Raw genomic sequence first — 13,142 nt, 5'->3', positions numbered from 1 at the left:
ATAACCAAGCGCCGGGGTCTTGTAATGCGTAGTAACACTCGGGAATAACAAGATTGGCCGAAAGTATAGCCAGTCATTCCCTATGAAGTTGCGCTACATCAAGCAGCTGGTGGCTCACCTGTGAGGACGATGCGGACGAGATCCGCAGCATTACGTGCACCAAGTTTTTCCATGATGCGCGCGCGGTGAACTTCAACAGTACGTGGAGAGATCTTGAGGTTTCTACCAGCTTCCTTGTTGGAGGAGCCAGCAGTGATCTCAGTCAGCACCTGACGTTCGCGTGGCGTCAAAGTTTCTGCGCCAGGGAATGTCAGTGTGTTTGCACCACTCGCCTGCGCGTTTCTGGAAACAGCTTCACGCACACGGGAGATGATGGATTCAACGTCGAACGGCTTTTCAATGAAGTCGTAAGCGCCTGATTTGATCGCTTCAACAGCCATTGGGATATCGCCCTGACCGGAAATGATAAAGATTGGTGCAGGGAAGTTCTCACCATTCAGGCTTTTCAGAATATCAATGCCTGAGCGTCCTGGCATATGAACGTCAAGAAGCACACAGTTCGGTGTTTCTTCTTCTACCCCACCAAGAAACTCTTCAGCATTCGCAAAGGATTTTACGCGAAACCCTTCTGTTTCAAACAGCAGAGAAAGCGCGTCGCGAACCGCTGGGTCATCGTCAACAATATGGATCACAGACGGCATGGTCATGATTGCTCAGGTCCTTATTCTTGTTGTTCTAAACAACAGCTTCAGCTTAGCTCGTTGCTTTTGAGTTTTCCGGGAGCCTCAAAGTGAAGGTTGCACCTTTACCTTCCTCATATGGCTTTACAAGTAAATCGCCACCATGGTTTTGGGCTATACTCCGAGAAATCGCAAGTCCAATACCTAAACCGCGCCGCTTTGTCCCAGTAAAGGCCTTGAAAAGGTGCGACACTGCTTCCTCATCCAGCCCCGGTCCGGTATCCATAACCTTAACAAACACATTGTCATCGTCGCGTTCGACGGAGACAATTACTTGCTTAACAGGTTGATCCTTTACGGCTTCGCCTGCATTTCGGATCAAGTTTACAAGAATCTGTTGTATTTGTACGGAGTCCAACTCAAGCTGGTAGTTATAGTCCACGAAAGTAGAGATGAACTCGACATCATCCGCTTCGTGCCCTACCCGAACGAGCTCAAGACAATCATCAATGAGTGTTGCAAGACCGGTTCCGATGCATTGCGGGGCCTGCCGTTCGACAAAGTTACGCATCCGCTGGATGATCTGACCAGCACGTTCAGCTTCCACCACAGCCTTATCCATCAGGCTGATCATGGGATCATCGGGCTGATCGGCAGCTCTTGCACGGCGCGCTGCCGTTTGCAGATAGAGCATCAGAGCAGTGAGTGGCTGATTAACTTCGTGTGCGATCGCCGCGCCCATTTCGTCCAGCGCGTTCACGCGGGTCATCGTCACCAGGTTAGATTGCAACACACGAAGGCGCTCTTCATATTCCTTGGTTGCCCGAAGATCTTTCAGGACGCCAATGAACTGGTGGCCACTTTCGGTCTGAGCTTCACCAACGGACAGCTCTATTGGAATTTCGGTTCCATCTTTATGGCGACCGACGACTTCGCGGCCAATGCCGACAACTTTCGGGTCTCCAGATTTCAGATAGTTCCGAATGAACTGGTCATGCTGCTTAGCTATGGCGCTCGGCATCAATGTGTTGACATTCTTGCCAACGACTTCGGCGCTCTTGTAGCCAAACATGTTCTCGCAAGCACGGTTATAGATCAGGATAGTTCCGTTATCATCTATGACGATGATGCCATTAACGGCTGTATCCAGAACACTGTGCAAGCATGAAGAGGAGACCATAGTAGTTTCCTAGTTGTTGTAGGCGTACCCGTACGCTTATCTAAACGGGTATCTAGATGGGTATTTTGACTAATCAGCTATCCCATGGCCCGAGCTAGGTCAATCACCTAGCCTGCGACTGATTTAACGATTAATTCCCGCTAATTCATTGATATATTATGTAGGAGACGAGCGTTCTCTAAACCTGAGCGTGTAAATTTGAAGTTTGAAGACATTGATAGCGAGATAAACCCCCGCCTAGATAATGCACTTACCTATTGCAAAACCCAGAGAACCCTTAGGTTAGTTTATGTAAAATATTATTTTACGAGTTTTAGGTGGTGACGCAAAATCATTGCGTAATTTGGAATAAGACTAAGTAGAGTAAACCAAAAGTAGTAAGCGTGTTCACCTATACGGCGCGTATATGTCGCAGGATATATCATGTCCTGAACCCATGTTTTCCACCGAAGCACAACGTTTTCGGCTCTTTGGCTCAGTTATCGAAGCTTCTCTTTGAGTCGTGTTTGCCAGTTGAAATTTTATTTCGCCACTTACAAGTCGGGATCAGGAGATCGGATTTGATGGTTTTGCGCCAACTCAGTGAGCGCTTTGAAATTGGCACGTATTGAGAACTCATGCTGCAGCTGCAAAAGATTCAGACGCAATCCATTGAGAAGCAACAGCTCATCGTGACCATGCAGGCGTTTGTGAACCGGCAGACTACCAAAGATCTTTGAGACCTGTGTAGCTGCAATATCTGCAACATTACGGGTTGGCACCAAAGCATCTGTGCGCATTTTGGTTGGCATGTTCTGAGCTGCGGTGGTCCATTCCTGCGCTGAGCAAACGGAGACTTCCCGATGCTCGACCAAGATTTCTTTAAGGAGCTGCCCGATCATGCCAGCAAGGTCCTGCGGGTCCATTCTCGTTTTTTGCCGCAACACAATAAGAGCCATTTCGCCGACAAGCTCAACCGTAATGGAGAAGGAACTCCAGCGAGAGGCTTCAAGAGCCTGCTGAAAATCTTCCTCGTCAAGCAGTGTCTTCCAATGGACACCTGCTCGAGAGCGGGAGTATTCCTGCACATTCTTATAAGTCAGATAGGCCGCACTACGCCCAAGATACCCTTTTAACTTGGCAAGGGTATCCAAGTCGGATCTATAAAAGAAGAAAGCATAGATGCGCTTCAGCCAGCTTGGACTGTCGAGAGATACATTCTCGATATTTTCAAAGGCACCCAGCAGGTTCTTTTTGGTAGAATTGCGTTGCTGTCCCAACTCATAGCCTTTCGTCGCGGTCGGAAAAATCTACAGTTACAAAGACGCAATAACTCGTATTGAACTCTTGCCTTTCACAAAAGATCGGTCAACTGTGCAACATTGAGAGACAAAAAACATTTAATGGAAGTAACGGACTTACCAGTCCGGCGGGGGAAGCATGCTTCAAGGTTGGATCGTAGTCCTTGTCGCTTTGGCATATATACTGCTCTTATTTGTTATCGCGAGTTACGGTGACAAAGTCGCCAAGAACCGCGTTAAGAAGACAAGAGGGCGGCCACTCATCTATGCCCTTTCACTCTCCGTTTACTGCACATCATGGACATTTTTTGGATCCGTTGGATCTGCTTCAAGAAATGGTTTCGAGTTTATTGCCATCTACCTCGGGCCTATTCTTGTGTTCGCCTTTGGGTTTCCGCTGATCCTGCGAGTGATCCAACTTGCGAAGGCGGAAAAGATCACATCTGTCGCTGACTTTATTGCCGCCAGGTATGGCAAAAACCCTATGGTTGGCGCGATTGTCACGTTGATCGCCTTTATCGGCATGATCCCTTACATCGCACTTCAACTGAAGGCACTGGATCTGTCTGTCGGCACAATTGTGCTGCATCCATTATTGTCGCTCGATGACGCAGAGATCTCGATCTTCGGTGATGAGACACTGATGATCGCTATTTTTATGGCGGTGTTTACATGGTTGTTCGGCACTCGTCATATTGATGCGACCGAGCACCAAGAAGGCTTGATGCTGTCCATCGCTACTGAAGCCGTCGTTAAGCTCATTGCTTTCCTCGCGATCGGCATCTGGGTCACCTTCATGTTGTTTGATGGCCCTTGGGATCTCCTGCACGCTTCCTTTGCCAACACCAATAGTTCGCAGGATCTGTTCACGAATATCAACGCGAGCAAGTGGGCCGTTATCACGCTCCTGTCTTTGTTCTCGATTGTGCTTTTGCCACGTCAGTTCCATGTGACTGTGACGGAATACAACAGCGAAGCAGAGCTGAAACGAGCGACATGGCTGTTCCCGAGTTACCTGATCGCTATCAACCTGTTTGTCGTGCCAATTGCCCTTGCAGGTCTAACAATTTTGGGAAACACGGTTGATCCAGACATGTTCGTGCTGGCACTGCCTCGTGCTTATGATGCTGACTGGCTGACCTTACTGGTGTTTATAGGTGGCCTTTCTGCTGCTACAGCCATGGTGATTGTGACCACCGTTGCGCTTTCCATCATGGTTTCCAATGATCTGGTGATGCCGATCATTCTGCGCCGGCGTAGTGAAGACGAGATCATCTCGACTTCAGGAGAAGACATGAGCCAGCTTGTGTTGGGCATTCGGCGCATGTCGATCTTCCTCGTCATTCTGGGAAGCTATGTCTACTATCGCGTTGCAGGTGATAGCGCGGCTCTTTCAAGCATCGGCCTCCTCTCATTTGCAGCAATTGCGCAATTCGCTCCTGCCTTTATCGGTGGCTTGATCTGGCGCAGAGCGACGGCACGCGGCGCAATTGCTAGTATGACCGCTGGATTTGCTGTCTGGTTCTACACGCTACTGCTTCCTGTCTTTGCACGTGAGAGCATCTTTGGCTCAAACATCCTGAATAATGGACCGTTCGGCATAGAGATCCTGAAGCCTGAAGCACTGCTGTATCTTGATATGGATCCGTTTGTGCATGGTGTACTTTGGAGCCTTTTATCAGGACTGTTATTCTATGTGGTCTTCTCACTCACGCGGCATCCAACTGCGATTGAGCGTATACAGGCAAACACTTTTGTGCCCACCGGGATTGCGCAGGCCCCTGCCCTGAGGAAGCTGCGAACAACCGTGACGATTGGAGATCTACAAGCAACGATCTCTCGCTATGTCGGAGAAGAGCGGACACAACGCTCCTTTGATACTTATGCTGCGGAGCATCGCATCACGATTGACAGCAGCGAAGAAGCCGATGCCGTGATCCTGCGTTTTTCCGAGCAGCTACTTGCCAGCGCAATCGGATCAGCGTCCGCACGACTGGTGCTTTCCCTTTTGCTCAAACGGCGGGACCCGGGCACTCAGGAAGCGATCAAGCTGCTGGATGATGCAACTGAGGCTATTCAGTATAACCGCGACCTTTTACAGATCGCGCTAGATCAGGTTCGTCAGGGTATTTCCGTTTATGACAAGGATCTCCGTCTGATCTGCTGGAACCGGCAGTATCGTGAGATGCTGATGTTGCCAGCCAAATTTGGGCAGGTCGGTACATCGCTTGAAGAGATGATCCGCCACATCGCTGAGGCTGGTGAGTTTGGGGATGGTGACGTTGACGAGATCGTCGGCCTGCGCATGCACAACTTCATCAACCGCCAAGAGACCTATCAGGAGCATCTGGTCAGTACCGGAACGGTGTTGGAAGTGCGCACAAGCCCGATGCCTTATGGTGGTCTGGTCACCAGCTACACCGATATTACAGAGCGTGTCTTTGCAGAGGAAGCTCTGGCGCGGGCCAATGAGAATCTGGAGCAACGGGTTCGTGACCGGACCGAAGAGCTGACGAAGGTGAATGAGCAGCTTGAGGCTGCAAAGAAGACAGCTGAGCTGGCTTATCAGGACAAGACGCGGTTCCTGGCAGCTGCTAGCCATGACATTTTGCAGCCTTTGAATGCGGCGCGACTTTATTCGTCTACCCTTACAGACCGCTTCATGGACGGAGACCCGGAAGACCGTAAACTGGTCAGCAACATCGAGGCCTCACTGGAGTCTGTGGAGGAGATCATTGGCGCCGTTCTCGATATCTCTCGTCTGGATACGCGTGCGTTCAAAGCAGAGATTTCGACGTTCCGCCTTGATGACATTCTTAATCCGCTGCGCGTGGAGTTCACTCCAATCGCCAAGGAAAAAGGGCTTAAGCTTAAAATCCGCAGCACTGATGTTTGTGTACGCTCAGATCGACGTCTCTTACGGCGTTTGCTGCAGAACCTCATTTCGAATGGGCTGAAGTACACCACAAAAGGTGGCGTGGTTGTTGGCGTTCGCAAGACGAAGAACAACATGGCAAATATTGAGGTCTACGATAGCGGGATTGGCATTCCAGAGAAGCAACAGGAGCTGATCTTCAAAGAGTTCCGCCGCCTTGATGATGGTGCACGCATTGCCTCCGGGCTTGGGCTTGGCCTTTCTATCGTAGAACGCATAAGCAAGGTGTTGGCGCTCAACGTGGCACTCAAGTCTCAGGATGGGAAAGGCTCTCGCTTCTCTCTTGCCATTAAAGAGGCCATGAGCGTGCCGGTTGCCGCGAAGCAAGCTCAACCTAGTGCTATCGTCAGTCAGCTGGCTGGTCTCAATGTGCTGGCCATCGACAACGAACCTCAGATTCTGGAAGGCATGGAGTCTTTGTTGCGGACATGGAAATGCAACGTGTTGACCGCTCCAAATGCACAGGATGCTGCCAAGGCGATCTATGCCAGCAAGACACAACCAGACATTATTCTGGCAGACTACCACCTGGATCAGGGCACTGGCATTGAAGCAGTTGTTCACTTGCGCTGGAAGTTTGGTGTCCATTTCCCCGCTATGCTTATTACTGCAGACCGAACAGCTGAGGTACGGGCAGAAGCCTCTGATAAAGATATGGAGATGATCCATAAACCGCTGAAGCCAGCTGTGCTCAGAGCACATCTGATGCGTTGTAAGGCAGCTCTTGGGGATACATGACCTTTCAGGGGCATATGCTTGGCATTGGCAACAAAAAAGGCGCTCCAAAGAGCGCCTTTTTTCGTAGATCATCTCGATGAATGCCTAGCCAGCAATGCTTTGCCACTGACCAGCTTCGATTTTTGCCGCTGCAATGACTGCCTGTGTCCGACTTTCAACGCCCAACTTCTGCAAAATAGCAGAAACGTGCGCCTTTACAGTCGCTTCAGATACAGACAACTCATAGGCGATCTGCTTATTCAGCAAACCTTGCGAAAGCATCATCAACACGCGCACTTGCTGCGGTGTTAAAGACGCGAGACGCTGAGCCATTTTGGTTGCTTCATCAACGGTGTTCAGGTCAATGTCTGGTGGAATCCAAACGCCTCCCTCCAGAACTACTGAAACACCATCCTGAATGACATCAATACCAAGTGACTTTGGAATATACCCGGACGCGCCAAACTCAATGGCACTGCGAATTGTAGTCGGATCTTCTGTTCCGGAAACGACAACAATTGGCACACCCACATATTGAGCACGCAAGTACATTAATCCAGAGAACCCTCGCATGCCCGGCATGGACAGATCCAGAAGGATCATGTCTACGTCTTCCTCCCGATCGAGAGCAGCGGTGACTTCATCAAGGCTCCCAGCCTCGATAATCTTTACCGATGCGAACTGTTTCTCGATTGTTTGACGCATTGCACCACGGAACAGCGGGTGGTCATCAGCGATAATAAAGCGGTGGACCGCGTTGTGCACGCTGTGCTCCTCCATTTCTTGTCGTGGACTGCCTCCAATGATCTTCGATCCGTCTCGTCGAAATAAGATCATCAGATTTGCAGTTTTCGACGCCTCGGGAGCATAAACGAGAATTTCGCAGCTCTCCCAAAACGCCACGATAGATATTTTACAACCTTAGAACTCCGCGGAGTTTCAACCGGTCGCATCCCCCTATACAAAAGCATTATGCGAAACAGGGAGGTGCTGGCAAGCATGAAGTTGATTGTTTTCACTCATCTCACGTACTTTTACCACAAAACCGTCAGTAATCATTAAGATATTGCAAGAAGGCATGCAGAGAACTCAAGAGTTGCTCCCAAAGTATGGGCTGCCTAAATCCTGCGTCTTTCTGTTTTGTGCACTTCGAGGATTGGGGATTAGTATTAGGTAGTAGAATTTTAGTCTAGCGGTTCGCTTAGGGGACTGTAGAGTATGTATACGTTGGGTAATCATTACTGGAGGTGGGAGTGCGTACACCAAATAGAGTCGCCTACTGGACCAAAACACGTGCGCTCATGGCTGCAACGCTAATTCTCTGGCTCATCTTCTTTGGCGTCGCTGTCTTTTATGGAGCACCCGGCTCTGATCCCAATGCCTCTCAAAATGGATTGAGTGGGCTTTTAGGTTCTCTGTCAAATAGTTATGTGTGGGGATGCCTCCTGTTTTTCATCGCCAGTATCTTGATCTCATGGTTTTGCGGTGCACAGGACAGGCTTGATGAAGGCAGCACTGGTTCATCTCAGCGACGGGGGAGCACATCATGACACTCTCCAGTCTCGACCCTCATCCTTCGCAATACAAAGGCCTTCCGCTTGCGCTTTCTCTGTTTACGCTCGCACTCTTTTTGCTGACTGGCTTACTTGCAGTTATGGAGAAAGCTGGTGTTGTTGTCGTGCTCATCGAGGCGTTGATGGCTTTGCTGCCATTGCTGGTATTCGCCATGGTGGGTGTTCTGGCACGGACCATGAAGCTCTCCGAGTATCATTGGGGCGGTAAGAGCGTGCCTGCAGGTTTGACAGGCGTGACCTTGGCTGCATGCTTTGTTGGCGGCAGCTTCTTTCCGCTGTTTCTCTCTGTCATTTTCCTGCCAGAATACATCAGCTTCCCAATTGTTTTAGGATGGGTGAGCAGTGTTGTCTTGTGTGCAGTGCTATTTGCCTCCCCTCTCCGGAAGTTTGGTTCAGCGACGGTTCCTGAGTTTTTGGGTGTCCGTATGCAGAGTAATTTGGTTCGGTTGATTGCCAGCGGATTGGTTATTCTTGTTGGCATTCCTCTCCTATGCACCGAGATGTTGATTGGCGGTCAGGTACTGGCAACATCTCTCAGCGCGACCTCGACAACGGGTATTCTGCTCTTTTCTATGGTGTTGCTCATTTCTGTTGTGCTTGGCGGTGTCAGCAGTGCTGTGTGGACCCAGGCTCTGCAAGGCGTGCTGATGGTGTTTGCCTGTCTTTCGCCAGTCATCTTGCTAGGGTTAGACCAGCTGACATCACCTATGATCTCTGAAAATGCCGGTTTCACCAGCGTTGTCAGCACCTCGCTCACAGAGCAACTCACTGCAATCATTGATCTTGAGAATACGAGTATCGGTTGGTTCTTAATGCAAGGTCCATATGCTGGTGGGCTCTGGCCGTTGATTGGAACAGCTCTTTTCTTTGCCATTGGCATGGCTAGCCTTCCCCACCTTCTCAGCAAATTTTTGGGTACTGGGAGTTCATCGTCTTCTCGTCGTGCGGCCGGGTATTCTCTTTCCTTCCTTTTACTGCTGATGGTCGTTGGTTCGGCTTATTTCCTATTGCTGGCAGATGAGCGGCTTCAGAGCTTGCTTGGTCCGAACGCATTGGATCAAGGTCATCAAAGCGGTCTCATTGCCGCGCTGATCAGGTCCGGGATTGTTGCAGCAGCACTTGCGGCAAGTTCGGCCCTCTTAATGGCACTTTCAACAAGCGTTTCGCGAGATCTCATTGAGGCTTTGGTGCTGTCGCGTGCTTCACTCAACCAGAAGATCGTGCTGGCACGTGTTGTGGTGCTGCTGATTTGTGCCTTTGTCACGTACCTGGCCTATAGCGAGAGCTTGTTGTTCCTGAACATGCTGACATTGTCGCTCTCCCTTGCAGCAGCAGCCTTCTTTCCTGTGCTTGTACTTTCATGCTGGTGGAGCAGGTTTCACGCAACTGCGGCTTACAGCGCAATGCTTGCAGGCAGCCTGGCGACTTTGTTTTACGCTCTTGCGGTGACCAGTGGTTCTACCGGTTTCTGGTTTGGGTTTCCTGCGGAGATGGGCGGGCTGCTCGGTGTGTTCCTTGGGTTTGCCGTCGGAATTTCACTTTCGTACGTTACTTTTTCCGAGGACGAGCGGCATTTTCATCTGGCAAGTCTACTAGAGCAACCAGGTGAACGTGATCTCTCGGTAGATCCACCTGATACTTCTGACAAGGATGAACCAGAAGAACTCATAGAGATTAAGACGTAATTTTCAGAAAGTTGTAAGTAAACTCTTACAAACACTGAAGGTCGTTTGCAGTCCATTTACGCCGATTCAAATTTACAACTTCCGCTAAGTCGAATTCAATAGAGCTGCGTCTATAGTTTATCTCCAATAGAAGCCTAGGAGAAACCTATGGACGCTTTACAACGTGCTGCCCGTGCCAGCGTTGCTCGTATCTGCGGATTTTACTGCCTCGGCGTACTCCTCATTATGGCAGCGCTCAGCTTTGATCCAGCCAGTTCCTTTCGTACAGGTGCCATGCTCGCAATCGCTCTGAGTGCTGTGCTGGTTTACAAGGCCTGGATCATGCCAAACGGCAACCATGAAGGCGATGATGCGTGGGCCTTGATCAAGGGGCAGGATAGCAGTGGGCAAGATCCAAACAGGATGCAAAGCGACGCGCTACGCACCGCCTATCACGAATACTCCAAACGTGCGATGGTTGTCGCTCTGGGGCTCTGGTTCGTAAGTGTTGTGGCTAGTATTTCTGACTGACGTTCACTAGCGGTCAGGAACCAAGATAATGCAGGGTCATAGAGCGTCTATGCGGCGCTCTTCTATGCTCGATCAGGTAGATACCCTGCCAGGTCCCCAAATCCAACTCCCCGTCGACCACCGGTATTTGCAAGGATACTCCTGTGAGCATCGTTTTGATGTGGGCAGGCATATCATCCGGACCTTCATAGGAATGGAGCCACCCACCATTTTCAGGCGCGACATTTGCCAGAGCCTTTTGCAGGTCCTGCAAAACAGTTGGGTCGGCATTTTCCTGGATGGTGACAGAGGCCGAGGTATGGCGAACGAACAATGTGAGCAGTCCGTCTTTCAATTGAAGCGACTTGGCCCATTCCCGGATCTCTTTGGTAACTTCATAAAAGCCCAAACCTTCCGTCATGAACACCAGTCGTCCCATAGATTGAGAGAGTTGCGTCTGACCACTATCGATGGTCCAGACTTCGCAGCTGTTCTTCGTTTTTGACCAACCCGACATGCTCGAAATCCATCCCCTTATTATTCGTTAATTAAGATCGTGTCGTTGTCATTGACGCGAGATTGCGCGACAACTTCTATAATAAACATCTTGGCAACATCTTATTGTCGCTTCCGGAGAAAATGCATGTCCGAGAATTTCGCTCCTCTGTCGATAAGTCAAGAGGCCGTCGCTGAAGCAAAGGCATTTAACAAGGAAATGACGGAACAGCTGCGCGCGCTTCCTGATCCATGGAGTTTCCCCCCAACTGTCACCCGTGAACGCCGGTTACAGGGGCTTGGTGCGTTTCCTATCCCCACTTATTCGGAGCAGGCTGAAGATCTGGAGATCGAAGGACAGCACGGTTCTATCCCACTGCGGTTCTTCAAAGCTGACAATAACTCATCAAAAGGTGTGATTATTCATTTCCATGGTGGAGGCTTTGTGTTCGGCTCTGCCTCCTTTCAAGATCCTTACCTAGAGAGCATGGCGAAGGCTACAGGGTTAGATGTAATCTCAGTTGAGTACCGGCTTGCTCCAGAACATCCCTTCCCTCAAGGACCTGATGATTGTGAGGCGGCTTGTCATTGGATCTTGAATGAAGGTGCAAGTAAGTATGGTTGGAACTCCTTCGCTCTGACCGGGGAGAGTGCGGGAGCAACGCTGGCTTTGATGACCGCCCTACGGTTGCGTGACAAGCATGGGATGATCCCCTTTAAGGCCTTGGTTTTACTATCAGGTTGGTATGACATCGGCCTTACACCGTCTGCTCGCCTTTGGGGTGAGGAGGTGCTTTTTCCAACAACCCGCGACCTTCAAATGTTCAGCCGGCATTTTCTGCTGGGAGAGGAAAATACGGACAATCCGGCTGTTTCCCCTTTGTATGCACGACTAGAAGGATTGCCGCCAACGCTACTAAGTGTAGGTACAGAAGATCCACTACTGGATGATACTTGTTTTCTCGCGTCCAGGTTGAAATCTGCTGAAGTGGAGACTTCACTTGAGGTTTATCCCCATGGATGTCATGTTTTTCAAAGTTTTGATCTTGCTCTTGCCAAGCTGAGCACCCAAAGGATAGATAGTTTTTTTCGGACGAAATTCGGTTCGACCTGACCTAATTATTAATAATTAGTGGGTTATCGCAGTAGCGCTTATGGACCGAGGCTGCACAAAGGGTTGGATATGGCAAGCTTAGAAACACTTCTCTCGTTTGTGAATACATGGGAATGCGACGAGAACGACCATTTGAACGTGCAGTTTTACTTCTCCAAATTTGAAGAAGCTGACCGTCAATTCAGAATGATGACCGGATTTAGCGAAGCACTGGTTGGTGCGCGCCGTGTTCGGCACGTGCGTTACCATGCAGAGCTGGTTGCTGCATCCCTGATTACCGTGAAGTCTTATGTGGCCTTTGACGGGCCGCACATGCTCTCTGTTGTGCATGAAATGATTGAAGGCTCCACCGGGGAAATATGTGCGACCGCCATCGACGGATATACGCCAAATCCTAGTTCTGCAAAGCAGTTGCGGGCGCGCTTCAAAGATGTTGAGGAGAATATCTCCAAGCCAGCGGTTCCACGTGGCATCTCTCCGAGCCCGTTCTCTGGCAAACCAACCATTGATGATTTGCTCAAGAGCGGTGCGCAAATTACTGGCCGCTCAACAGTTCTGCCACGGAATCTGAATGCTGAGCAGAAAGCTGAAGACGCATTTGCACTTGCCTGCTTCTCTGATGCAGCGGCGCATGTGTGGGAGCGGACTCCGATGAACACGGCGTGGTTGGATGAGAATGAATATGGCCGGGTTGCGCTGGAGCAGAAGCTTTCCTGGATCAGCCCGCTGAAGCTGGGGGATATGGGTCTGGTGATTTCTACGCTGACCAGCGTTCAGGAAAACACCTTCACAATACGCCATCATCTGTTTGAATCTCGTACCAAGCGTTTGGCGGCGGTGTGTGATCAGGTGTCTATCAGCATGGATCTGAACAGCCGTAAGACTGTTCCTCTGACAGCAGATTTCCGCACAGCACTGGTGGCCTTACAAACACAGTAAGCTTTGCGATCAACGCGTTAAGAACCGCCTTCCTTTGAAGGCGGTTTTTTTTAT

At 50.1% G+C, this 13,142-nt stretch carries 11 protein-coding genes; 6 read left to right on the top strand and 5 right to left on the bottom strand.

What is annotated here, in order from left to right; all coding sequences use genetic code 11:
• Nucleotides 1-98: 98 nt before the first annotated feature.
• The 3 genes from PsAD26_RS08415 to PsAD26_RS08405 all read right to left on the bottom strand — a co-directional run bounded on the left by PsAD26_RS08415 (nt 99) and on the right by PsAD26_RS08405 (nt 3,119).
• Complete coding sequence (locus PsAD26_RS08415; protein ID WP_181952038.1) at nt 99-701, bottom strand: response regulator; 603 nt, start codon at nt 699-701, stop codon at nt 99-101.
• 52 nt (nt 702-753) lie between these two features.
• Nucleotides 754-1,860, bottom strand: coding sequence for a PAS domain S-box protein (locus PsAD26_RS08410; RefSeq protein WP_063310008.1), 1,107 nt, complete (start codon nt 1,858-1,860; stop codon nt 754-756).
• A 533-nt stretch (nt 1,861-2,393) separates the two neighbouring features.
• Nucleotides 2,394-3,119 carry a hypothetical protein gene (locus tag PsAD26_RS08405; RefSeq protein ID WP_063310007.1) on the bottom strand — a complete coding sequence of 242 codons (726 nt, stop codon included), beginning with the start codon at nt 3,117-3,119 and terminating at the stop codon, nt 2,394-2,396.
• A 160-nt stretch (nt 3,120-3,279) separates the two neighbouring features.
• Here PsAD26_RS08405 and PsAD26_RS08400 point away from each other — a divergent pair, with 160 nt between their 5' ends.
• Nucleotides 3,280-6,813, top strand: a complete 3,534-nt coding sequence (locus PsAD26_RS08400) for a PAS domain-containing hybrid sensor histidine kinase/response regulator (protein ID WP_208985574.1) — start codon at nt 3,280-3,282, stop codon at nt 6,811-6,813.
• 84 nt (nt 6,814-6,897) lie between these two features.
• On the opposite strand, the gene PsAD26_RS08395 is transcribed toward PsAD26_RS08400, so the two are convergent.
• Nucleotides 6,898-7,557, bottom strand: coding sequence for a response regulator transcription factor (locus PsAD26_RS08395; protein ID WP_008550072.1), 660 nt, complete (start codon nt 7,555-7,557; stop codon nt 6,898-6,900).
• A 488-nt stretch (nt 7,558-8,045) separates the two neighbouring features.
• On the opposite strand from PsAD26_RS08395, the gene PsAD26_RS08390 reads away from it, so the two are divergent.
• The 3 genes from PsAD26_RS08390 to PsAD26_RS08380 all read left to right on the top strand — a co-directional run bounded on the left by PsAD26_RS08390 (nt 8,046) and on the right by PsAD26_RS08380 (nt 10,561).
• The gene (locus PsAD26_RS08390; protein ID WP_208985573.1) at nt 8,046-8,342 is read left to right on the top strand and encodes a hypothetical protein; all 297 of its coding nucleotides are present in this window, start codon (nt 8,046-8,048) and stop codon (nt 8,340-8,342) included.
• Entirely contained in the window at nt 8,339-10,051 is a 1,713-nt protein-coding gene (locus PsAD26_RS08385) for a sodium:solute symporter (RefSeq protein ID WP_063310006.1), read from the top strand. Before PsAD26_RS08390 ends, PsAD26_RS08385 begins: the two co-directional genes overlap by 4 nt.
• 147 nt (nt 10,052-10,198) lie before the next feature.
• Nucleotides 10,199-10,561: a hypothetical protein gene (locus PsAD26_RS08380; RefSeq protein WP_063310005.1), complete on the top strand. Its 363-nt coding sequence runs from the start codon at nt 10,199-10,201 to the stop codon at nt 10,559-10,561.
• A 13-nt stretch (nt 10,562-10,574) separates the two neighbouring features.
• On the opposite strand, the gene PsAD26_RS08375 is transcribed toward PsAD26_RS08380, so the two are convergent.
• Nucleotides 10,575-10,979: a secondary thiamine-phosphate synthase enzyme YjbQ gene (locus tag PsAD26_RS08375; protein WP_206600000.1), complete on the bottom strand. Its 405-nt coding sequence runs from the start codon at nt 10,977-10,979 to the stop codon at nt 10,575-10,577.
• Nucleotides 10,980-11,183: 204 nt separating this feature from the next.
• Here PsAD26_RS08375 and PsAD26_RS08370 point away from each other — a divergent pair, with 204 nt between their 5' ends.
• A complete protein-coding gene (locus tag PsAD26_RS08370) occupies nt 11,184-12,149 on the top strand; it encodes an alpha/beta hydrolase (protein WP_063310003.1) in 966 nt (321 codons plus the stop codon).
• Nucleotides 12,150-12,218: 69 nt separating this feature from the next.
• A complete protein-coding gene (locus tag PsAD26_RS08365) occupies nt 12,219-13,088 on the top strand; it encodes a thioesterase family protein (protein ID WP_057464956.1) in 870 nt (289 codons plus the stop codon).
• Nucleotides 13,089-13,142: the final 54 nt, after the last annotated feature.

It is taken from the genome of Pseudovibrio sp. Ad26, from assembly GCF_001623285.1.
In the GTDB taxonomy this organism is placed as follows: Bacteria; Pseudomonadota; Alphaproteobacteria; order Rhizobiales; family Stappiaceae; genus Pseudovibrio; species Pseudovibrio ascidiaceicola.
Note: the sequence above shows the minus strand (reverse complement) of the source record. Positions and strands in the feature narration are given on the sequence as shown.